The following is a 21,758-nucleotide window of genomic DNA, read 5'->3' on the forward strand; positions in this document are numbered from 1 at the left end:
TGTTTCCTGGGGTTGTCTCAGCCTTCTCATGCATCTCTTATTTCGGCCTTATCCCTTCATCACGCACCGTGCCTAGCTTGCGGCGCATGTTCTTCACCTACCTGAGGCGCGAGCTGCGCCGCCGCAGAAAGGCGGCCCTCGTCGTCGCCTCCGGACTCGCGCTGGGTATCGCGCTGGTCATCGTGGTCAACTCCGTGTCCTCCGGCATGAGCAAGGCCCAGGACAAGGTCCTGCAGTCCCTGTACGGCCTGGGCACGGACATGACCGTCACCAAGGCCGCCGAGCCGACCTCGGACAGCTCCGAGCGGCCGCGGTTCCAGTTCGACGCGCAGGACGGCGACTCCGACGAGGAGCAGTCCACCGACCGCGTCATGGTCCAGGGCTTCCAGACGCTGGCGGGCTCGACCGTGACCAAGGTCGGCTCGCAGAGCGGGGTCTCCGACGCCGTGGGCGGGCTGAGCCTCCAGGTCATCAAGGTCAGCGGGGAGTTCACGCGGGGTGAGTTCCAGCAGGACCAGAGCAGCGGGGGCCAGCAGGGCGGTGGTCCCGGGCAGCAGGGCAGTGGCGGCAGCGGGCAGCCGCAGGGCGAAGTGCGCGGGGGCGGCGCCGACTTCGACGTCAACAACTACTCCGTCTACGGCACCGACGTCACCAAGTCGGCGCTCGGCCCGCTGACCTCGTCGAAGATCACCAGCGGCCGTACGTTCAAGTCGACGGAGACGAACGCCGAGGTCGTCGTCGCCGACACCTCCTACGCCAAGGAGAAGAAGCTCAAGGTCGGCTCGACCGTCACCGTCAAGGGCACCAAGTTCAAGGTGATCGGCATCGCCACGCCCGACAGCGGGGACGCGGCGGCCAACCTCTACATCCCGCTGAAGCAGGCGCAGACGCTCGCCGACGCGAAGGACAAGGTCACCACGATCTATGTCAAGGCGTCCGACTCCCAGCAGATCGACTCCGTCAAGTCGGCCATCCAGAAGAACATCTCCGGTACGACGGTGACGACCTCCGCGGACCTCGCTGACACGGTGTCGGGCTCGCTGTCCACGGCGTCGTCGTTGGCGACCAGTGTCGGCAAGTGGCTGTCCATCGCGGTGCTGGTGGCGGCGTTCCTGGTGGCCGGGCTGCTGACGTCCTCGGCGGTGTCGCGGCGAGTGCGGGAGTTCGGCACGCTGAAGGCGCTGGGGTGGAAGTCGGGGCGGGTGACCCGGCAGGTGGTCGGTGAGGCGGTCGTCAACGGGCTGCTCGGCGGGGCGCTGGGGATCGCGATCGGGCTCGCGGGTGCGTACGCGGTGACGGCGATCAGCCCGACGCTGCAGGCGCAGTTGGGTGGCGGTACGGGTGGCGGTGGCATGGGCGGTGGCCCCGGCGGCGGTGGCTTCGGTGGCGGCGGTCCTGGACGGCAGACGGCGTCCACGACGCTGGACGTCGCGCTGACGGCGCCGGTGAGCCTGACGACGGTTGCGCTCGCGGTTGGCCTGGCCGTGACGGGTGGGCTGATCGCCGGCGCTTTCGGCGGCTGGCGTGCGTCACGGCTCCGCCCGGCGGATGCACTACGCCGCGTCGAGTAGCTGACGTCGGCTGCGGCTGGGGAGGGGTGGGTGTCGCTCACCCGCGCTGGCGGGGTGCCGCTCTCTTTGGGACGGGTGCCGCCCAAGCGGCACGACTGCCCGCAGCTACGCGGGCTGAGGCTGCTCGCGGCTGCCCAGGTCGCAGCGACCCAGGCCGCGACCGCGCGCAGTTAGGCACGCGGCGGCGGACGCCGTGCTCCGCGGCGAGGAGCGGTCCGTTGGCAGCCGGCGGGACTGCGCCCACCCCAGGGGCGCGGGGAACTGCGCGACCAGCCCCCACCCACCCGCACCCAAAAACGATCCGCACCACCCCGAACCGAACCCACCCACCCAGGAGCAATCCACCATGTACGAACTCAGAAGCGTCACCAAGCGCTACACCCGAGGCAAGGAAACCGTCGACGCCCTCGACGGAGTCGATCTCACCATCGCCGACGGGGACCGTCTCGTCATCCAGGGCCCCACCGGCGGCGGCAAGTCCACGCTGCTGCAGATGCTCGGCGGCCTCGACCGGCCCACCGCAGGTGAAGTCGTGCTGGACGGCATCGACTTGGCCAAGCTGTCCGAGGCCCGGCTCACAAAGGTCCGCAGCGAGAACATCGGGTTCGTGTTCCAGTCCTTCAACCTCATCCCCACCCTCACCGCACAGGAGAACGTGGAGACCGCCCTCGTCCCCCTCGGCGTCAAGTCGAAGGAGCGGCGCGAACGAGCCGCCGAGGCGCTGAAGTCGGTCGGGCTGGGGGAGCGGCTCGGGCATCTGCCGAGCGAGATGTCCGGCGGGCAGCAGCAGCGGGTCGCCATAGCCAGGGCACTCGTCAAGCAGCCCAAGGTGCTGCTCGCCGACGAACCCACCGGCAACCTCGACGAGTCGATGCGCGACGAGATCATGGACGTACTCGAACGCATGTGGAAGGAACTCGGGTTGACCTTCATCATGGTCACCCACGACTCGGCGATCGCGAAGAAGGCCCCGCGGGTGGCGACCATCCGCAAGGGCCGGATCAGTGTCAAGGAGAACGCGGGGGCGTAACCCGGCGACTCTGTAACGGAGTTCACGCCGTCGCGTAACAGTCTCCACGCGCGCTTCTCATCTTCTTCTCATCTATTGAGGAGTCTGATCACCCCTCGGCATACTGCGTATTCCGGGGGGTGACGCGCATGCATACGGGATCTCCCTCGGCCGGGTGAACGGGGAAATTCGCCCGGACCTTCTGCAAGGGGGAAACTTGCGCAGAAATGTCAAAAGAATAGGCACGGCCTCGGTCGCCACAGCGGCCGCCGTCGCCCTCGCCGCGGGAATGACCAGCCCCGCGTCGGCCGAACCGGAGGAGCAGCGCGCACCGGGCGCCGCCGCCTCGTTCACGTCCCCCCACCGCATCACCCTGATCACGGGTGACCGGGTCTCCGTCGACTCCAAGGGCCGCGTGGTCGGCCTGGAGCGGACCAAGGGGCGCGAGCACGTACCCGTACAGATACGCAAGGTCGACGGGCGCACGCTCGTCATCCCGGCCGACGCGGCCCGCCTGGTCGCCACCGGCAAGCTCGACCAGCGGCTGTTCGACATCACCGAGCTGGCCAAGTCCGAGACCCGCGCCTCCCAGGCCAAGGGCCTGAAGGTCATCGTCGGCTACCAGGGTGCCGCAGCCGGCGCCAAGGCGGACGTCCGGGACGCGGGCAAGCTGCGCCGGACCCTGAAGTCCCTGAATGCCGATGCGGTGCAGACGCCGCATCAGGACACCCCCGAGCTGTGGGACGCGCTCACCAACGGCGACAGGGCGACCTCCGGCATCGCGCACGTCTGGCTCGACGGCGTCCGCAAGGCCAGCCTCGACAAGTCCGTGCCGCAGATCGGCGCCCCCAAGGCGTGGGAGGCCGGCTACGACGGCAAGGGCGTCAAGATCGCCGTCCTGGACACCGGCGTCGACGCGACCCACCCGGACCTCAAGGACCAGGTGATCGGGGCCAAGAACTTCACGCCGGCCGCCACCGCCGAGGACAAGGTCGGCCACGGTACGCACGTCGCGTCCATCGCGGCGGGCACCGGCGCCAAGTCGGGGGGCAAGCTCAAGGGCGTGGCGCCCGGCGCCGACATCCTCAACGGCAAGGTCCTCGACGACCAGGGCTTCGGCGACGACTCCGGCATCCTCGCCGGCATGGAGTGGGCCGCCGAGCAGGGCGCCCAGGTCGTCAACATGAGCCTGGGCGGCGGCGACACCCCGGAGATCGATCCGCTGGAGGCGGCGGTCAACAAGCTGTCCGCCGAGAAGGGGATCCTGTTCGCGATCGCGGCGGGCAACTCCGGCCCGGAGTCGGTCGGTTCGCCGGGCAGCGCGGAGGCCGCGCTCACCGTCGGCGCCGTCGACGACAAGGACGTCCTCGCCCCGTTCTCCAGCACCGGCCCGCGCCTCGGCGACGGCGCCATCAAGCCGGACGTCACCGCGCCGGGCGTGGACATCACGGCCGCGTCCGCCAAGGGCAGCCTCATCGAGCAGGAAGTCGGCGAGAATCCGGCCGGCTACCTGACGATTTCCGGTACGTCCATGGCGACCCCGCATGTCGCGGGCGCGGCGGCGATCCTCAAGCAGCAGCACCCGGACTGGACGTACGCCGAGCTCAAGGGCGCGCTGACCGGTTCCACGAAGGGCGGCAAGTACACGCCGTTCCAGCAGGGTTCGGGCCGTATCCAGGTCGACAAGGCCATCAAGCAGACCGTGATCGCCGACCCGGTGTCGGTGAGCTTCGGCACCCAGGCCTGGCCGCACACCGACGACACGCCGGTCACCAAGGAGCTGACGTACCGCAACCTCGGTACCGAGGACGTCACGCTCACGCTCTCCGCGACCGCCACCGACCCCAAGGGCCAGGCGGCTCCCGCGGGCTTCTTCAAGCTCGGCGCGACGAAGGTGACCGTCCCGGCGGGCGGCAAGGCCTCCGTCGACTTCACCGCCGACACCAAGCTGGGCGGCACGCTCGACGGCGCCTACTCCGCGTATGTGACGGCGACGGGCGGCGGGCAGAGCGTCCGTACGGGCGCCGCGGTGCAGCGTGAGATGGAGTCGTACGACGTCACCGTCAAGCACATCGGCAAGGACGGCAAGCCGGCCCCCGAGTACAACACCGCCCTGTTCGGCTACACGGGCCTGGCGACCGACCGCGCCTACCAGGTCCCGCTCGCCGAGTCCGGCACCACCAAGATGCGGCTGCCCAAGGGCACGTATCTGCTGGACGCCTGGATCGCCAAGGACTGGGTGAACCTGGAGGGCGGCCTCGACTGGCTGGTCCAGCCGAAGCTGAGCGTCACCAAGAACACCTCGGTGACGATCGACGCCCGGACCACCAAGAGCGCCGACATCACCGTCCCGGACGCAGCTGCCAAGCCGACGTCCGTCTCCATCAACTACTTCTACGACGAGGCGGTCGCCGGCGTCAGCGTCAGTCTCGACTCCTTCGCCAACCTGCGGATGGCGCACCTGGGCCCGGAGATCGCGAGCGGTCTGACCCAGACCTGGAGCGGCCAGTGGACCAAGGGCGCCGACACCGAGTACGACGTCGGCACCACCACCAAGGTCAAGAAGATCCAGGGCAACAAGGTCCGCCACTTCAAGGCGGGCGAGCTCGCCAAGGTGAAGCACAGCCTCGGCGCCTCCGCCCCGAACAAGACCGGCTCCCTGCTGCCCATCGGGGTCTTCCCCGAGGATGCCGCGATCGGCGTACCGGTCGAGCAGAAGCTGCCCGGTTCGCGGACGGTGTACCTGTCGACGTCCGACAAGATCCGGTGGACCTTCGACTTCGAGCAGTACGCCGGCAAGGACGCGGACGGCGTCCCGATCAGCGACGCGTACTACTCGCTGGGCGACCCGCAGGTCTTCAAGGCGGGGCAGAGCTACGCGAAGACCTTCAACACCGCGGTCTTCGGCCCGCACCTCAACAAGTACTTCGGCGTGTTCCGCGAGGGCAACGAGATCTACGGCTCGCTGCCGCTGTTCGCCGATGCCAACAAGCACGCCGGCTCGTCGAACTTCACCGCGGTGACCACGAACCTGTACCGCAACGGCACCAAGATCGGCACCAACCAGGACCCGCTGTTCGGTGAGCCGTTCACGGTCCCGGCCGCGGACGCCGAGTACAAGCTGACGACCTCGGTCAAGCGGAGCGTCAAGGTCGCGGCCGCCTCCACGCGGATCGACGCGAGCTGGACCTTCCGCTCCAAGAAGTCGGCCGCCGAGCAGGTCGTGCTCCCGGCCTCCACGGTCCGCTTCAACGCCAAGACCGGCCTGGACAGCCGGGTCGTGGCCGACAAGAAGGAGACGTTCCCGGTCACCGTCGTGGGTGCGGCCGCGGGCAGCAACCTCAAGTCGCTGCACGTGTACGTGTCGTACGACTACGGCCAGACCTGGAAGAAGCTCGACGTCAAGAACGGCAAGATCACCGTGAAGAACCCGGCGAAGGGGAAGGCCATCTCCTTCCACGCCAAGATCGCCGACAAGAAGGGCAACAAGTCGACGATCTCGATCTACAACGCGTACTACGGCAAGTGAGCCACGGATAGTCGGCTGAGCCGACAGCGAACCGCCCGCCGGAAGTGCAGCTTCCGGCGGGCGGTTCGTGTTTCCGTGAGGCCATGACGGCTCACACGGTGGAATACATCCGGTACCGCATTCCCGAGCAGAGGTCGGCGGAGTTCCTGGCTGCCTACACCCGCGCCGCGGCCCAGCTGGCCGCGTCCGAGCACTGCGTGGACTACGAACTCGCCCGCTGCGAGGACGACTTCGAGCACTTCATCCTGCGCATCACCTGGACGTCGAGCCAGGACCACATGGAGGGCTTCCGCGAGTCGGAGCTGTTCCCCGACTTCCTCGCCGAGATCCGCCCTTACATCCCGCACATCCAGGAGATGCGCCACTACAAGCCGACGACGGTACGGGGCGCGGGCGCCTCGGTGCCGACGCTGTACGCCTGGGCGGGCGGCGCCGAGGCATTCGCCCGGCTGACCTCGGCGTTCTACGACAAGGTCCTCAAGGACGACCTCCTGGCCCCCCTGTTCGCCGACCTCGACCCGGCCCACGCCGAACACGTGGCGCTCTGGCTCGGCGAGGTCTTCGGCGGCCCGCCCGCCTACTCCGAGACCCAGGGCGGCCACGGCCACATGGTCGCCAAGCACATGGGCCGGGGGATCACCGAGCCCCAGCGCCGCCGCTGGGTCAACCTCATCCAGGACGCGGCCGACGAGGCGGGCCTGCCGACGGACGCGGAGTTCCGCTCGGCGTTCCTGGCGTATGTGGAGTGGGGGACGCGGCTGGCGGTGTACTTCTCGGGGGCGGACGCGGTGGCGCCGGCGGAGCAGCCGGTGCCGAAGTGGAACTGGGGGGCCGCACCGCCGTATCGGGGCTGACGTCCACCCCGGTCAGTCCCCACTCCCGTACGGCCTCGTCAGGATCTCCAGGTTGTGGCCGTTCGGGTCGTCGAAGTACGTGCCGCGGCCGCCGTCGTTGTGGTTGATCTCGCCGGCGCGGCGGTGGTACGGGTCGGCCCAGTAGGTCAGACCGGCCTCCCGGATTCGGCCGAAGATCGTGTCGAAGTCGTCCTCCGACACCAGGAACGCGTAGTGCTGGGGCGTGATGGTGTCGGGCGAGTCCAGGTAGTCCAGGGTCACGCCGCCCGGGATCTCGACCGGTATGAACGGGCCGTACTGCGGGCTCACCTCCAGGCCCAGGATGTCGGCGAGGAACCTGGCCGACGCCTTCTTGTCGTGCGCGGCGACGATGGTGTGGTTGAGCTGGACGGTCATCGGGGCTGCCTCCTCGTGGCACGGTTCACGGTTCGGACTGGCCTGGTTTCACGCTAGGCGGGGCCGTGGCGCGGCACATCGGCCGTAGGGAGGGGGCGGCCGTACTCCTCCGGTGCTCGGCCTCTGGTGCGCAGCCTCCGGAGCCGAGCGTTCCGTATGGAAGTGATCGGGTTAAGGTAAGCCTTGCCTAATTGCTAGCAAGTGATCGTGAATCGTGGGAGTCGTCGTGCGCGCAGTCGGAATGAGGGCCGTCGGAGCGAGGGCCGTCCTGGCCACGGCCGTCGTCGGAGGGCTGCTCGTCGGCTGCTCGACGTCGGCGGACGGTGGGGGGAGCGGTGCCGAGAAGGAGGACGGCTCGCGCAGTGAGGTGATCGGCGCCGCCGGTGGCGAAGGGCCCTCCGCCGCGCCCAGCGCCCTCGCCGACGGCATGGGCGCCGACACCGACAAGGACGGCGACTTCCCGCGCACCGTCAAGCACTTCAAGGGCAGTACGACCCTCAAGGCCGAGCCCGAGAAGATAGCCGTCCTGAGCACCGGCCAGCTCGACGACCTGCTCTCCCTCGGCGTCGTCCCCACGGCCACCACCCGCGCCGACAACGCGGGGCTCGTGCCGGACTACCTCGCCGACGCCTTCCCCAAGGACAAGGCACGGCTCGACGGGATGACCGACGCGGGCACCCGGCAGGCGCCCAACCTGGAGTCGCTGGCCGCCGCCAAGCCCGACCTGATCCTCGCCAACGACTCCCTCGGCGAGCTCTACCCCAAGCTGTCGAAGATCGCTCCCACCGTGATCACCGCAGGCAACGGCATCAACTGGAAGCGCGACCTGCTGCTCGTCGGCGAGGCCGTCGGCAAGGGGCAGCAGGCGCAGGAGCTGCTCGATGACATCGTTGCCGACGCCGGGAAGAAGGGGCAGGAGCTCGAAGGCGACCCCGCCGTCTCCATGGTGCGGTTCACGCCCGACCGGACCCGGATGTTCGGGGTCTCGTCCTTCACCGGGTCCATCGCCGTGGACATGGGGCTGAAGCGGCCCAAGTCGCAGCAGTTCAACGCCATTTCCGAGGACATCGGCCCCGAGAGCGTCGACACCGCCGACGGCGACTGGATCTTCTACTCCGTGCAGGGGGACCCGGCGAAGACGGACGCGGCGAGCGTCGTGGCCGGTCCGCTGTGGAAGTCGATGAAGGCCTTCGAGGCCGGGCACGCGGTCAAGGTGGACGACGACCCGTGGTACCTCAACGCCGGTCCCACGGCGGCGCGTCTGGTCATACGGCAGCTCGCCGAGCACATCGGCAAGTGAGCCGCGTACGGCAGGCGTCACGTACGGCAAACGCGCGTACGCAGGCGATGAGTTCCCGTCTGGCCTTTCCAGCGGCCGCCCTCGCGGTGGCCGCCACGGCCGTCCTCAGCCTCGCCGTCGGCACCCGTGCCGTGCCGCCGTCCGCCGTGCTCGACGCCCTGCTCCAAGGCGGCGGTTCGCCGGACGCCCTGGTCGTGCGGTCGCTGCGGCTGCCGCGCACCGAGGTGGGGCTGGCCGCAGGTGCCGCGCTCGGCATGGCCGGGGCGGCACTGCAGGCCGTCACCCGCAACCCGCTCGCCGATCCCGGCATCCTCGGGCTGAGCCAGGGGGCCGCGGCGGGAGTCGTCATCGCCATCGCCCTCGGGCTCGCGGACGGCTTCGGCGGCCACGTCTGGTACGCCTTCGCCGGTGCCGTCGTCGCCGCGTGCCTGGTCTACGGGATCGCGGCGCGCGGACGGGGCGGCGCGTCGCCGGTGAAGCTGGCGCTGGCCGGGACCGCGCTGTCGGCGATGACGGCCGGCGGCACCACCGTCGTCCTCACCTCCAGCTCCGCCACGCTCGACCAGTTCCGGTTCTGGCAGGTGGGGGCACTGAGCGGGCGGGACGCCGGGACGGTCGTACGGATGCTGCCGTTCCTGGCGGCCGGGGCGGTGCTCGTGCTGGCCTGTGCGCGAGGGCTGGACGCGCTGGCCCTGGGCGACGAGACGGCTCGCGCGCTGGGGCACCGGGTCGCGGTCGTCCGGGGGTGCGCGGCGCTCGGGGCCACCCTGCTGACCGCCGCCGCGGTCGCCGCCGCGGGGCCGGTCGCCTTTGTGGGGCTGGCGGTGCCGCATCTTGCCCGGCGCTTGGTGCGGGGTGGGTATGCGGCCGTACTGCCGTTGTCCGCGCTGCTCGGGGCCGCACTGCTGCTGGCGGCCGATGTCGTGGGGCGGGTGGTGCGGGCTCCGGCCGAGGTGCCTGCCGGGGTGATGACGGCGCTGGTCGGGGTGCCGGTGCTGGTCGTGCTGGTGCGGCGGAGAGGTGCGGTGTCGTGAGCGGGCGTACGGCTGCGACGGAGAGGCGCGGTGTCGTGAGCGGCCGTACAGCCGTGGCCGCGGGCCTGACCCTCCTGCGCCCCCACCCCCGGGTCTCCCTCCTCCTGCACCGTCGTTCCGCCGCCGTGGCCGTCGCCCTCCTGGCGCTCCTCGCGGCCGTGATGATCACTTCGGCGAGCGTCGGCCAGACGTACATCGCGCCCAGCGACGTCTGGCACACCCTGCGCACCGGCACCGGCCCCCACGACCTCGTGGTCAACGAACTGCGCGTCCCCCGTATCGTCGTCGGGGCGCTCGTCGGTGCCGCGCTCGGGCTGGCCGGCGCGCTCGTGCAGACCGTCACCCGGAATCCGCTGGCCAGCCCGGACGTCATCGGCGTCGGGCACGGAGCCGCTGCCGCGACCGTGCTCGCCCTCGCGACCGGTGCCGTCAGCTCGCCGGGCGCCATGCCCGTCGTATCCGTCCTCGGAGGGCTCGCCGCGGCTGCCCTCGTCTATGTGCTCGCCTGGCGAGGCGGCATGCAGCCGAGCCGTTTCGTGCTCACCGGCGTCGGTATCGGGGTCGCGCTGTCCGCCGTCGTCCAGCTCTATCTCACCGACAGCGAGCTGGAGGCCGCCGAGCAGGTCAAGCTGTGGCTGACCGGGAGCCTCAACGGGCGGGGCTGGGCGCAGGCGGGCCCCCTCGCCCTCGTCCTGGGTCTGTCCCTGCCCGGCCTGGTGTGGGCGAGCCGGGCCCTGCGGCCGCTCGGGCTCGATGCGGACACGGCGGCCGGTCTTGGCATACGGGTCGACCGGGTGCGGCTCGGGCTCACCGTCCTCGGCGTCGTCCTCGCCGCCACGGCGACCGGGGCCGCGGGGCCGATCGGCTTCGTGGCGCTGACCGCGCCGCAACTGGCCCGGCGACTCACCCGTACGCCCCAACTCCCGCTGTTCAACGCCGCGTTGACGGGCGCGATCGTGCTCGTCGCCGCCGACCTCGCCGCCCGTACCCTGCTGCCCCCGCTGGAGATCCCGGTCGGCGCGCTCACCGCGCTGGTCGGCGGGCCGTATCTGCTGTGGCTGCTGGGGCGTCGGACGGCGACGCGCTGAGGGACCGGCGACAGGCTGAGAACCTGAAGGCCCGGCGACATGCTGAGAGCCCCGGAGCAGTGCGGCTCCGGGGCCCTCGGTCAGGGGGATGGGTTCCCCAAGGGGAGTCCGTATCAGATGGTCGCCGTGTCGATCACGAACCGGTACCGCACATCGCTGCTCAGCACCCGCTCGTACGCCTCGTTGATCTGGTCCGCGCTGATCAGCTCGATCTCGGCGCCGAAGCCGTGCTCGGCGCAGAAGTCCAGCATCTCCTGGGTCTCCTGGATGCCGCCGATGCCGGAGCCGGCGAGGGTCTTGCGGCCGCCGATCACCGAGAACAGGTTGATCGCGACGGGCTCCTCGGGGGCGCCGACGTTCACGAACGCGCCGTCCGTCCTGAGGAGGGACAGGAACCGGTCCAGGTTCAGCGGGGCCGAGACCGTGGAGAGGATCAGGTCGAAGGTGCCCGCCAGCTCCTTGAAGGTGTTCTCGTCGCTGGTGGCGTAGTAGTGGTCCGCGCCCAGCTTCAGCCCGTCCTCCTGCTTGCGCAGGGACTGCGAGAGGACCGTGACCTCGGCGCCGAGCGCGTGCGCGATCTTCACGCCCATGTGGCCGAGGCCGCCCATGCCGAGGATCGCGACCTTCTTGCCGGGGCCGGCGTTCCAGTGGCGCAGGGGGGAGTACGTGGTGATGCCGGCGCACAGGAGCGGCGCGGCGACGTCCAGGGACAGGCTGTCGGGGATGCGGACGACGAAGCTCTCGTCGACGACGATCTTCTCCGAGTAGCCGCCGTAGGTCGGCTCGCCGTTCTTGTCGAGGGCGTTGTACGTGCCGACGTTGCCGCCGGTGCAGTACTGCTCCAGACCGGCCTTGCAGTTCTCGCACTCACGGCAGGAGTCGACCATGCAGCCGACGCCCACGCGGTCGCCGACCTGGTACTTCGTGACGCCGGACCCGACCTCGGAGACGATGCCGGCGATCTCGTGGCCGGGGACCATCGGGAAGATCGCCTCGCCCCAGCCCTCGTGGACCTGGTGGATGTCCGAGTGGCAGATACCGGCGAACTTGATGTCGATCAGGACGTCGAACTCGCCGACTTCGCGGCGCTCGATGGTGGTGCGCTCCAGCGGAGCCTTGGCGGCGGGTGCTGCGTATGCGGCGACGGTGGTCATGCCGGGGATCTCCTAGCGGGGTGGTGCGCCCGGCTGCCTTCTGGTCCAGCTTTCGTCCGGGCACGGCACCCAGCCTGCCGAAAGGCGGCGCAGCTACCCAGACCTCGGTTGTTCGTACGTCCGACGGTCCTACCACTGAGGGGGTCAGGCTCGTGTGCGTACGACCGGGAATACTTGAGGCATGGATGAAAAGCCCGAATCCGTACCGGGACACACCGCCGGCCAGTCCCGCCAGGCCCTGGGCGCCCCCGCCGACACCGGTGCCGGCCTGGACCGGCGCGCCGAGCTCAGCGAGTTTCTGCGTACCCGGCGTGCCCGGCTGAAGCCCGAGGACGTCGGGCTGCCGGACTTCGGGCGGCACCGCCGGGTGCCGGGGCTGCGGCGCGAGGAGCTGGCGCAGCTGGCCGGGGTGTCCGTGGCGTACTACACGCGTCTGGAGCAGGGCAACGGGCGCAACGTCTCCGCGGAGGTCCTCGACGCGATCGCCCGTGCGCTGCGGCTGAGCGACGCCGAGCACGCGCACCTCACCCACCTGGCGAAGCCGAAGCAGCACAAGAAGAAGGCGACGGCGCGACCGGAGCAGGTACGGCCGGCGCTGGCGCAGCTGCTGGACTCGATCGACGGGGTGCCCGCGTACATCTCGGGCCGGCGGTCGGACATCCTCGCCTGGAACCGGATGGCGGCGGCGGTCTTCGGCGACTGGGCGGAGCTGCCGGTGCAGGAGCGGAACTGGGCGCGGCTGGTGTTCCTGCGGCCCGAGTACCGCGAGCTGTTCGTGGAGTGGGACCAGAAGGCCTCCGACATGGTCAGCTATCTGCGCATGGACGCGGGCTGCCACCCGGACGACCCGCGCCTGTCCGCCCTGGTCGGCGAACTCTCCGTCAAGAGCGAGGAGTTCCGACGGCTGTGGGCCACGCATGACGTCAAGGAGAAGAGCTACGGCGTCAAGCACATCCGGCATCCCCTGGTGGGCGAGCTGACCCTGAACTTCGAGTCGTTCCGCCTGCCCGACGGCTCGGAGCAGAGCCTGGTCACGTACCACGCGGAGCCGGGGTCGCCGTCGGCGGAGGCGTTGCGGCTGCTGGCGAGCTGGGGGGCGGACGCGACGAAGGCGGGGTCGTCGGCTCCGCAGGTGTGAGGGGGCTTTCGGGGAGGCTCGGTGGTGTGGTGGTCGGGCCGGTGAGGGTGGGCGGTTGTGGTGCGCGGCCCGGGGCGGGGTGGGCGCGTTGTGGTGCGCGGCCCGGTGCGGGTCGGCGCCTGCGGCGCTTGACCGCCGAGGCTCAGTCGTTGCGGTGCTCGATCGCCGAGGCTCAGCTGCTGTGATGCTCGATCGCCGAGGCTCAGCCGCTACGGCGCTTGACCGCCGACGCTCAGCCGCTGCGGTGCTCGACCGCCGAGGCGACCTCGTCCAGGTCCTTCGCGATGGCCTTCCGTACCGCCCGGGCGCCCAGGCCGCCCAGAATCCTGGCGAGCAGACCCGTGACGCCGCCGGAGGCCACGGCGGTGAAGGTCATCCCGACTGTGGTCACCGAGGGGCCGTCGGCCCGTAGCACCCACTCGGAGATGTAGCGGGTGCCGTGCGACTCGGCCTCCACGACATAGCGCTCGGGCGGATCGCAGGCGGTCACCCACATCTCCTCGGTGGCCTCCTTGCCGAACATCCGCCGGGTCTCCCGCCACCGCGTCCCCACACCGAAGGCCCCGTCCGTGAGGATGTCGACCTTCGTGACACCGCTGAGCACCCGCTCCATTCCTCGAAGGTCGGTCAGGGCTTCCCACACAGGCCCCTGGCCCGCGGCGATACGCCGCTCCACGAGGACGCTTCTGCCGGTCATGCCCCCATGAAAGCAGCAGGGTCCGCCCCTCGCTCGGCCTACGCTCGAAGGGAACGGGTTTCCCCTTGGACCGTGCGTGCGCGGTCTCGGAGGTGACAGCCATGCGTGTCTCGCTGATACAGCTGTCCGTGGACTCGTCGGAATCCGCCGACGAGCGCCGGCACAGGGCGGCTTCGCTGGTCCGCGGCCGGACGGGCGACGATCTGGTGGTCCTGCCGGAGCTGTGGGCGGCCGGCGCCTGGGCCTACGACCGCTGGGGGCGCGATGCCGAAGCGGTCGACGGCCCCACGGCCGAGGTCATGTCCGCCGCCGCTCGTCAGGCCGGGCTGTGGCTCCACGCCGGATCGATCGTCGAGCGGGACGCGGACGGGACGCTGTACAACACCGCGCTCCTCTTCGACCGGGGCGGCGACCTGCGCGGCAGCTATCGCAAGATCCACCGGTACGGCTTCGACACCGGCGAGGCGACCTTGATGGGCGGCGGCGACCACATCGTCACCGTGCCCACCGACTTCGGCGCGATCGGCCTCGCCATCTGCTACGACCTCCGCTTCCCGGAGCTCTTCCGGGGCCTGCTCGACGCGGGCGCCGAGCTGATCGTGGTGCCCGCGGCATGGCCCGCGGCCCGGCTCAGCCACTGGCAGCTCCTCACCCGCACCAGGGCCCTGGAGGAACAGGTCTTCCTCCTCGCCTGCTGCGCCACGGGCACCCACGGCGGGATGCGGCAGGGCGGCCACAGCGTGGTCGTCGACCCCTGGGGAACCGTCCTGGGCGAGGCCCTCATGGAGGAGGAGACGGTGACGGTGGATCTGGACCTGGCCGAGATCGCCCGGATCCGCACCGAACTCCCCGTACTGCGCGACCGCGTCCTTGCCGTCGAGGCGCCCGGGCTACGGTGACACCGGTGAGCGGCGACCGGCGACCGGCGACCGGCGACCGGCGGTGAGCGATGGCCCCGGCGTTCGGGGCCAGGGCCATCTACGGGTCCAGTATCGCCTGTTGAGGGAAGATCGGTCCGGGAGGTCATCGGATGACATGGAGCGCGGCGCTGCGTCCGTTGAGGTTGACGGAAGTTGAGGCAAGGGCGGCGCAGGTTCTGCCGGACGGCGAGCGGATCGTCGCCGGTCAGCCGGCCTGGCCTGGGCAACGGGTTCCCAAGCCGCGCAGGGGGCGCCGCCCGCGTGTGCTGCGCGGACTGCGGATGCCCGGCGACCGTTGGGAAGGGATGAAGACCCGGCTCCTGTTCCTCCTGGTGGTGACGGATCTCCTGGGCGCCCTTTTTGAGGCCCTGTTCGACTGGGAGCGCAAGAAGGGCAAGCCCCTCAAGGGTGGTTGGAACAGCCTTGCCGGGCAGTTCGCCGCAGCGCTGCATCCCATTTCGAGGACGACGGGCGTGGTGCAGGTGCTCCAGCTGACCGATCGGAAACTGCGGGTCACCTACGTCCAGCGCGGCCGCCGGAGTGACGAGCTCGGCCAGGCCGAGCCCGGTTGGGCCGTCGACATCCGTCAGGTCGCGTGGCTGCGCGACCGTCGCGACGTGTCCAACAAGAACTATGAGATCGGATTCGTGGACGGCTCCTGGGCCCGGGTGTACTTCACACCGGTGAACCGGGACTTCCTCGCCGCCTCCCCGCCTCCCCGCCCACCTCCGGGCACGACGCTCCCACGCCATGAGCGGTGACCGCGGGGCCGGTCGGACGGGTACGGAATCGCCTGGGACCCTCGTGCGTTGACGAGGGTGGGCCTGGGATGCCGGTGGTGTGCGAGCAGAGCAGCCCGAGTGACCGAGCTGACAGATATTGGAGGGCCACGATGGCTGCGCAGACGCAGAGGGCCGTGCTGGCCGGCGGATGCTTCTGGGGTATGGAGGAGCTGATCCGCCGACTTCCGGGCGTGACGGCGACCCGGGTGGGATACACCGGGGGTGACGTGGCGAACGCGACGTACCGTAACCACGGCACGCACGCGGAGGCCATTGAGATCCTTTTCGACCCCGCGGGGACCGACTTCCGCGCGCTCCTGGAGTTTTTCTTCCAGATCCACGACCCGAGCACGAAGAACCGCCAGGGCAACGACATCGGCCTCAGCTACCGCTCGGCGATCTACTACGTGGACGACGAGCAGAAGCGGATCGCCGAGGACACGATCGCGGATGTGGACGCCTCCGGCCTGTGGCCGGGCAAGGTCGTCACCGAGGTGGAGCCGGTGGGCCCCTTCTGGGAGGCCGAGCCCGAGCACCAGGACTACCTGCAGCGTTACCCCGACGGCTACACCTGCCACTTCCCGCGCCCGGGATGGCGGCTGCCCGCCCGCGCCGAGGGCTGACCGCGAGGCGGCCCGGCGGACCGGGGAGGCTCACTGGCAGAGGCCTACCCGTCCGCCGGGCCGCGCTTGCGTCTGCGTCTGCGTCTGTGTCTGTGGGACCGGCGGTGCCCCGCACTGCGTGAACAGGGGGCAGCGAAGATCCGTCACCGTGCCTCACGTAGCCGAAGAAGGTACGTCGCGGTCAGCGCGACGGCACGCTCCCCGTCATGCGACAACTCCACGAGGGCACGTGAAGCCGTATTCCCCGGGATGTCCGCCAGCGCCTGGGTCAGCCGTACGCGGGCAGGCGCGTCGGTGGTGTCGTGGGTGAGGCGGCCGACGAGCCCGGTGGCGATCTGATCCAGCATCTCGGTGTCGCCCGCCAGCATGCTCAGCGCGTCGGCCGCGTCGGTGTCGTTCCGTCCCGCCACGATCATGTCGATGAGCGCCGGGACGGCGTCCGGCACTCCACGCGTCCCGAGCGCCAGAGCCGCATGGCCGCGGACCACGACATCGGTGTCCGCGAGGGCGTCCCGCAGCCGGGCGGTGGCCTCATCACCGGGAATCTCGGCGAGGGCCTGAACGGCACGTTCCCGCACCGAGGCCAGCGGTGAGCCGAGGCCGTCCGCCAGCAGTGCCGTGCCGCCGTCGCCCGATCGCGCCAGCGCCCATCGCAGGGCTCCGGCGACGTTCGGCTCCGTCTCCCTCAGCACCGCCTCGACCAGGGCCTCCACCGGCACCGGAACCTCGTCGACCGAGGAAAGGGCCGCGCGCTGACGTGCGGCGGCGCTCTTCGACCCCAGCGCCTGGAGGAATGCGACGACCTGGAGGACGTCCTCCCAGCCGGCGGGTTCCGCGGCGTCGATCCGGCGGAGCCGCGTGAGCAGTTCGGTCTCCGCCGCGATCCGTTCGCGCGTCTGACGGATGAGGTCGTCGACGAGCGCCGAGGGCATGAAGCCGGGATCGTCGAGCGCACGTCCGATCTCACGCAACGACAGCCCCAGCGACCTCAGGCTCTCGATGTGGAAGATCCGCCGGATGTCCTCGCCGGAGTACTCCCGATAGCCGGAGCCCGTACGCCCCGAGGGCCGCAGCAGGCCGAGCGACTCGTAGTGCCTGAGCATGCGGGCACTGACCCCGGACCGCCGCGCCACCTCACCGATCAACACGTCCTACCGTCCCTTCTGGCCGTCCCCGCCGAGGGCCACGACGCGCTTCGCCTCCTCGATCGCGAACTCGAATCCGGCATCCGGGTCGCGCAGCAGCCGTTCCGTGGCGAGCGCGTGGGTGCGCACATGCCGGACAGGGTCCGTCGTCGCCCCACGCAGAGTCGGCAGTACGACCTCCCCCAGCGCGACCAGCGCCCGGCTGAGACTCAGCTGCGTCTCCCGCTCACCGCGCCCGAGCTGCGTCGCCAGCACCATGGCCAACCCGGACTCCTCACCTTCCGGCACGAGCACGACCGCGGCCCGCCAGGCGCTCCGCGCCACCTCGTCGTCGGCGTCGGACAGCAGCGCCCGTGTGATCGCCGGCCACGCCTGCCGGTCCCCGATCTTGGACAGCGTGTGCAGCGCCTGGCTCCGTGCCTGCGCCCGCTCCGAGCAGAGTTCGCGAAGCAACGCCGGGAGCGTCCTGGACACCGGGTGGCGGGTGAGCGCCCAGGTCAGCATGTCGCGGACGAAGAACTCGGACTCGATCGCGCACCGCTCGATGAGCTTGTCGACGAAGCGCGGATCCGGCGTCGTACCGACCGCCAGAGCCGCCCGCAGCCGCACGGACGAACGGCCGTCCTCCAGGCCCCGAAGCACTCGTGTCGCATCCGCGTCCTGTCCCGTCATGGTCACCGAGACCACCTCCTCGGCAAGCAGTGAAGGCCTTGTCACGGTGTCAAGGTCAACTGCTCACCGGGCGAGGCCGGAGAGGCCGGAGAGGCTGGAGAGCTCAGGAGGCGTACGAGATGCGGGATACGAGATCAGGGTCATCCCCACACCCTCCACCGACTGCCAGAACTCGCGCTCGGCGCCCCAGCAGCAGCCGAGCCCGGGATGGCCGCTGGGCTCAGTGCGGGAGCGTCGCCGGGCTGCCGCCGTTCGCCTCGTAGCCCGCGACCGCCAGCGCGCGGTAGACCGCGAACTCCGCCGCCGGGTCGCCGGACAGGGTCCAGGGGAGGGCGCCGACATGGCCGTCGACGTGTATCAGCTGGTTCATGGCCTCCGCCCAGCGCTCGCCGCGGACCAGGAAGAAGACCAGCAGATGGCGTACGTGCGCCAGCATCGGGTCGTCGGTGCGGGCCGCGTGCACCGCGAACAGCGCGCCGTGCATCGCCTTCGTCACGACCTCGCTCTGGTAGAAGCCGCTGACCAGGTTCACCTCGGGCAGGTGCTCGAAGACCGCGAAGAGCGGCATGGCGGCGAGCAGGGATCCCTGGGGAGCGCGGGCCGCCGCGGCCTCCGCGAAGTCGTACGCCTGCTTGCGCGAGCCGTGCCACTTCTCGCACCAGTAGTGCAGGGCCGCCAGGTGGGCGCCCATGTGGGCCGGTGCGCGGTCCAGGATCTTCAGCCAGAGCTGCTCGAACTCCGCCCGGGGATAGGCCAGTCCACGGGCCACCGACAGTTCGACGATGTACGGGATCGGGTCACCGGGGGCGAGCAGTGCCGCGTCGGCGCACGCCGACCTCGCCTCCTCCATGATGATCCGGAACTCGTCCGTGCCCGGCGTCGCCGTGCGCCACGCCTGCTGTACGAGGAACTCCGCGTGGACGGCCGCCCCGCCCGCGTCCTTGGGCTGTTCGGACCGCCACACCCGCAGCCACTGCCCGCCCGGGGACTCGCTGACGCCGCCCGGCCGCTGCTGCAGCTCCAGCGACGCGGCACCGGCGAAGGCCTGCACGCGCTGCCAGCGCCGCTCGCCCTCCGCCTCCGTGCCGGCCAGCAGCTGCGAGGCCGCGCGGTAGTCCTGGGTGCGCTGCACCAGGTCGAGGACGTCCAGCAGGTCCTGGTCCGGGCCGGGCATGCGGATGTCCAGCTCCTCCTGCCGCACGAAGCCGTAGTTCGCCGGGTCCGCTGCGTCCGGGTGGCCCGGCGGGACCTGCTCGATCATGCCCCGCCTGCGCCTCATGAACGGCAGCACCACAAAGCCGAGCATGACGAGCGCGATCAGGACCCAGAGAATCTCCATGCCCCCAGCGTTCCAGACGCCGCGGACAAATGGCCAACGAGGTCGGGCGCCTGTGGAGAAAGGGTTCTGTGGGGTTCGCATACCGCCGTCAGTGCCGGGTCGGTAAATTCAGCCCGTCCGGCGTTTGAGGACGAGGCCCTTTCAGGGCCGAAGCGGGGGTCTGGGGGCCGCAGGCCCCCAGCAGGGCCCGGGCCAACGCCGGAGGGCCTGAAATCGGCCGCGCGTGGTGGTCCGGCTGAGCCGACGGAGTCATCCGCCCCGTTCGCGCACTACGCTCGGTGCACATGAGCGACAGGCACATCAGTCAGCACTTCGAGACGCTCGCCATCCACGCGGGCAACACGGCAGACCCCCTCACCGGTGCGGTCGTCCCGCCGATCTACCAGGTCTCGACCTACAAGCAGGACGGCGTGGGCGGTCTGCGCGGCGGCTACGAGTACAGCCGCAGCGCCAACCCGACCAGGACCGCCCTGGAGGAGAACCTCGCCGCCCTGGAGGGCGGTCGCCGCGGCCTTGCGTTCGCGTCCGGACTGGCGGCCGAGGACTGCCTGTTGCGTACGCTGCTCAGCCCCGGCGACCACGTGGTCATCCCCAATGACGCGTACGGCGGCACGTTCCGCCTCTTCGCCAAGGTCGTCGCCCGGTGGGGGGTTGAGTGGTCGGTCGCCGACACCAGTGACCCGTCCGCCGTCCGGGCCGCCATCACCCCGAAGACCAAGATCGTGTGGGTGGAGACCCCCTCCAACCCGCTGCTCGGCATCACCGACATCGCCGCGGTGGCCCAGATCGCCCGGGACGCGGGAGCGAAGCTCGTCGTCGACAACACCTTCGCGACGCCGTATCTGCAGCAGCCGCTGTCCCTCGGCGCGGACATCGTGGTGCACTCCCTGACCAAGTACATGGGCGGCCACTCGGACGTCGTCGGCGGCGCGCTGGTCGTCAGCGACTCGGACCTCGGCGACGAACTCGCCTTCCACCAGAACGCGATGGGCGCGGTCGCCGGGCCCTTCGACTCCTGGCTGGTGCTGCGCGGCACCAAGACGCTGTCGGTGCGCATGGACCGGCACAGCGAGAACGCCACGAAGATCGCCGACATGCTCACCCGGCACGCGCGCGTGACGCGCGTTCTGTACCCGGGCCTGCCCGAGCACCCCGGTCACGAGGTCGCCGCCAAGCAGATGAAGTCGTTCGGCGGCATGGTCTCCTTCCAGGTCACCGGCGGCGAGGAGGCAGCCGTCGAGGTCTGCAACCGCGCCAAGGTGTTCACGCTGGGCGAGTCCCTGGGCGGGGTCGAGTCCCTCATCGAGCACCCGGGACGCATGACGCACGCGTCCGTGGCCGGCTCGGCCCTGGAGGTCCCCGCCGACCTCGTCCGCCTCTCCGTGGGCATCGAGAACGTCGACGACCTTCTGGAAGACCTCCAGCAGGCCCTCGGCTAGTCACCTGAAGGTCTCACCAGCCCGTCAGCGGTGGAGTCGTCTCCGACGGCGGCTCCACCCACGGCCGGGCCGTCACGGCCCACACCACGAACGCCACCGCCGCGGCGAACAGCAGCAGCCACATCAGGCGTACGGCGACCGTCCTGCGGCGCTGCATACGGCCACCGCGCCGCACGATCTCCGCGTACAGCTCCGGCGGCACCGGCGGCGGCGTACCTTGCATGATCTGCCGTACGGCCGCTTCCCGTTGGAGGCGATTCACGGCGACACCGCCTTCGCTCCCAGCACGGCCGGTGAGGGTTCCCAGGGCGGATGCAGCAGGGTGGCCGTAGCCCGGTCGCAGATCGCGCGAACGCGTTCCCTGGGCAGCCCGAGCAGGGCCGCCACCTGCTCCTCGGCGACCCCCTCGTACAGCCGCAGCACTAGGATCAGGCGTTCCTGCGGGGCAAGCCGGGCGAGCGGCCCGTAGGAGCGCGGGCGGAACCGGCCGAGCGCGCCCAGGCCGCCGTACTGGTGCCAGGCGGCGCGGGAGAAGCGGGTGGCCAGATACTGGCGGGCCTGGTCGTACGGATCCTCGCCGCGCAGCCGCTCCCAGCACGCGTACGTGTGCGCGAGGGACAGCGTCAGCAGGCGCCTCGCGCGCGGGTTGTCCTGCGGCGGCTCCGCGGTGAGCAGCGTGGCGGCATACAGCAGCCGCCCTGCCGCGCCCGCGACGAATGCCTCGAACTCCCGGGCCCGACGGGCGTCCTGGGCCGCACGCCGTCGTCCCACCACTCCTCCCGCCTGACTGAACCCTGCGGAACCAGGCCCCCGCGTACGAGAAAGAGGACCCGATTTCATATGAGGCCAGCGACGGCATGGGGTCAAGAGCCGGGACCCACCCAAGGGGGACTCCGTCCCTAGCCCCACCCACCCGCAGGGGGCGCTTGGCGAAGCGGGCGACACCTTCTAGGCGCCGGTCCGCGCGTTTCAGCCCGTCTGGCGTCCGAGGCGGTGGTCGTACCGTCCCGATCCCCCACCCACCCGCTGGGGGCGTTGTGGTGGAGCGAGGGCGATGTCTCGGCGCGG

The 21,758-nt window shown here is 70.6% G+C and carries 20 protein-coding genes; 12 read left to right on the plus strand and 8 right to left on the minus strand.

The genetic code is table 11. From position 1 onward, the window contains the following. The first annotated feature begins 86 nt into the window (after positions 1 to 86). The 4 genes from ACIA8X_RS12495 (at position 87) to ACIA8X_RS12510 (ending at position 6,963) form a co-directional block, all read left to right on the plus strand. The gene (locus ACIA8X_RS12495) at positions 87 to 1,571 is read left to right on the plus strand and encodes an ABC transporter permease (RefSeq protein ID WP_393448339.1); all 1,485 of its coding nucleotides are present in this window, start codon (positions 87 to 89) and stop codon (positions 1,569 to 1,571) included. Between the two features lie 346 nt (positions 1,572 to 1,917). Continuing rightward, positions 1,918 to 2,601 carry an ABC transporter ATP-binding protein gene (locus ACIA8X_RS12500; RefSeq protein ID WP_393448337.1) on the plus strand — a complete coding sequence of 228 codons (684 nt, stop codon included), beginning with the start codon at positions 1,918 to 1,920 and terminating at the stop codon, positions 2,599 to 2,601. Between the two features lie 196 nt (positions 2,602 to 2,797). Further along, on the plus strand, positions 2,798 to 6,109 hold the full coding sequence (locus ACIA8X_RS12505; protein ID WP_399458273.1) for a S8 family serine peptidase: 3,312 nt from the start codon (positions 2,798 to 2,800) through the stop codon (positions 6,107 to 6,109). 83 nt (positions 6,110 to 6,192) lie between these two features. Continuing rightward, entirely contained in the window at positions 6,193 to 6,963 is a 771-nt protein-coding gene (locus ACIA8X_RS12510) for a group II truncated hemoglobin (RefSeq protein ID WP_393448333.1), read from the plus strand. A gap of 12 nt (positions 6,964 to 6,975) precedes the next feature. On the opposite strand, the gene ACIA8X_RS12515 is transcribed toward ACIA8X_RS12510, so the two are convergent. After that, positions 6,976 to 7,359 (minus strand): VOC family protein, encoded by a 384-nt coding sequence (locus tag ACIA8X_RS12515; RefSeq protein ID WP_393448331.1) that lies wholly within the window; start codon positions 7,357 to 7,359, stop codon positions 6,976 to 6,978. Positions 7,360 to 7,600: 241 nt separating this feature from the next. Here ACIA8X_RS12515 and ACIA8X_RS12520 point away from each other — a divergent pair, with 241 nt between their 5' ends. Genes ACIA8X_RS12520 through ACIA8X_RS12530 form a run of 3 tightly spaced genes read left to right on the plus strand, consistent with a single transcriptional unit; the run spans position 7,601 to position 10,781 of the window. Then, the gene (locus ACIA8X_RS12520) at positions 7,601 to 8,659 is read left to right on the plus strand and encodes an ABC transporter substrate-binding protein (protein WP_393448980.1); all 1,059 of its coding nucleotides are present in this window, start codon (positions 7,601 to 7,603) and stop codon (positions 8,657 to 8,659) included. 47 nt (positions 8,660 to 8,706) lie between these two features. Then, positions 8,707 to 9,693 carry a FecCD family ABC transporter permease gene (locus ACIA8X_RS12525; RefSeq protein WP_393448329.1) on the plus strand — a complete coding sequence of 329 codons (987 nt, stop codon included), beginning with the start codon at positions 8,707 to 8,709 and terminating at the stop codon, positions 9,691 to 9,693. Between the two features lie 35 nt (positions 9,694 to 9,728). Then, the gene (locus tag ACIA8X_RS12530; protein ID WP_393448327.1) at positions 9,729 to 10,781 is read left to right on the plus strand and encodes a FecCD family ABC transporter permease; all 1,053 of its coding nucleotides are present in this window, start codon (positions 9,729 to 9,731) and stop codon (positions 10,779 to 10,781) included. A 113-nt stretch (positions 10,782 to 10,894) separates the two neighbouring features. Here the strand turns inward: ACIA8X_RS12530 and ACIA8X_RS12535 are convergent, their stop codons facing one another. Next, complete coding sequence (locus ACIA8X_RS12535; RefSeq protein ID WP_393448325.1) at positions 10,895 to 11,935, minus strand: NAD(P)-dependent alcohol dehydrogenase; 1,041 nt, start codon at positions 11,933 to 11,935, stop codon at positions 10,895 to 10,897. A 181-nt stretch (positions 11,936 to 12,116) separates the two neighbouring features. Between ACIA8X_RS12535 and ACIA8X_RS12540 the strand changes: the two genes are divergently transcribed. Then, a complete protein-coding gene (locus ACIA8X_RS12540) occupies positions 12,117 to 13,073 on the plus strand; it encodes a helix-turn-helix domain-containing protein (RefSeq protein WP_393448323.1) in 957 nt (318 codons plus the stop codon). 232 nt (positions 13,074 to 13,305) lie between these two features. Here ACIA8X_RS12540 and ACIA8X_RS12545 read toward each other — a convergent pair whose 3' ends face one another. Further along, the gene (locus ACIA8X_RS12545) at positions 13,306 to 13,770 is read right to left on the minus strand and encodes an SRPBCC family protein (RefSeq protein WP_393448321.1); all 465 of its coding nucleotides are present in this window, start codon (positions 13,768 to 13,770) and stop codon (positions 13,306 to 13,308) included. 101 nt (positions 13,771 to 13,871) lie between these two features. Here ACIA8X_RS12545 and ACIA8X_RS12550 point away from each other — a divergent pair, with 101 nt between their 5' ends. The 3 genes from ACIA8X_RS12550 to msrA all read left to right on the plus strand — a co-directional run bounded on the left by ACIA8X_RS12550 (position 13,872) and on the right by msrA (position 16,095). Beyond that, positions 13,872 to 14,669 (plus strand): carbon-nitrogen family hydrolase, encoded by a 798-nt coding sequence (locus ACIA8X_RS12550; RefSeq protein WP_393448319.1) that lies wholly within the window; start codon positions 13,872 to 13,874, stop codon positions 14,667 to 14,669. Positions 14,670 to 14,800: 131 nt separating this feature from the next. Beyond that, entirely contained in the window at positions 14,801 to 15,451 is a 651-nt protein-coding gene (locus ACIA8X_RS12555) for a hypothetical protein (protein WP_399458274.1), read from the plus strand. Positions 15,452 to 15,582: 131 nt separating this feature from the next. Then, positions 15,583 to 16,095, plus strand: coding sequence for a peptide-methionine (S)-S-oxide reductase MsrA (gene msrA, locus ACIA8X_RS12560; RefSeq protein WP_393448315.1), 513 nt, complete (start codon positions 15,583 to 15,585; stop codon positions 16,093 to 16,095). A 143-nt stretch (positions 16,096 to 16,238) separates the two neighbouring features. Here msrA and ACIA8X_RS12565 read toward each other — a convergent pair whose 3' ends face one another. The 3 genes from ACIA8X_RS12565 to ACIA8X_RS12575 all read right to left on the minus strand — a co-directional run bounded on the left by ACIA8X_RS12565 (position 16,239) and on the right by ACIA8X_RS12575 (position 19,251). Continuing rightward, positions 16,239 to 17,243: a MerR family transcriptional regulator gene (locus ACIA8X_RS12565; protein WP_393448313.1), complete on the minus strand. Its 1,005-nt coding sequence runs from the start codon at positions 17,241 to 17,243 to the stop codon at positions 16,239 to 16,241. Positions 17,244 to 17,246: 3 nt separating this feature from the next. Continuing rightward, positions 17,247 to 17,912 carry a HEAT repeat domain-containing protein gene (locus ACIA8X_RS12570; RefSeq protein WP_393448977.1) on the minus strand — a complete coding sequence of 222 codons (666 nt, stop codon included), beginning with the start codon at positions 17,910 to 17,912 and terminating at the stop codon, positions 17,247 to 17,249. Positions 17,913 to 18,132: 220 nt separating this feature from the next. Next, on the minus strand, positions 18,133 to 19,251 hold the full coding sequence (locus ACIA8X_RS12575; RefSeq protein ID WP_393448311.1) for a hypothetical protein: 1,119 nt from the start codon (positions 19,249 to 19,251) through the stop codon (positions 18,133 to 18,135). A gap of 284 nt (positions 19,252 to 19,535) precedes the next feature. Between ACIA8X_RS12575 and ACIA8X_RS12580 the strand changes: the two genes are divergently transcribed. Then, positions 19,536 to 20,690: a cystathionine gamma-synthase gene (locus ACIA8X_RS12580; protein ID WP_393448309.1), complete on the plus strand. Its 1,155-nt coding sequence runs from the start codon at positions 19,536 to 19,538 to the stop codon at positions 20,688 to 20,690. A gap of 13 nt (positions 20,691 to 20,703) precedes the next feature. On the opposite strand, the gene ACIA8X_RS12585 is transcribed toward ACIA8X_RS12580, so the two are convergent. Together ACIA8X_RS12585 and ACIA8X_RS12590 are read right to left on the minus strand one after the other, a co-directional pair. Beyond that, positions 20,704 to 20,952, minus strand: a complete 249-nt coding sequence (locus ACIA8X_RS12585; RefSeq protein WP_399458275.1) for a hypothetical protein — start codon at positions 20,950 to 20,952, stop codon at positions 20,704 to 20,706. Next, entirely contained in the window at positions 20,949 to 21,461 is a 513-nt protein-coding gene (locus tag ACIA8X_RS12590) for a sigma factor-like helix-turn-helix DNA-binding protein (RefSeq protein WP_399458276.1), read from the minus strand. Before ACIA8X_RS12590 ends, ACIA8X_RS12585 begins: the two co-directional genes overlap by 4 nt. Positions 21,462 to 21,758 lie beyond the last annotated feature (297 nt).

Origin of the sequence: Streptomyces sp. NPDC051738 (genome assembly GCF_044453205.1) — a bacterium.
Lineage (GTDB): Bacteria > Actinomycetota > Actinomycetes > Streptomycetales > Streptomycetaceae > Streptomyces.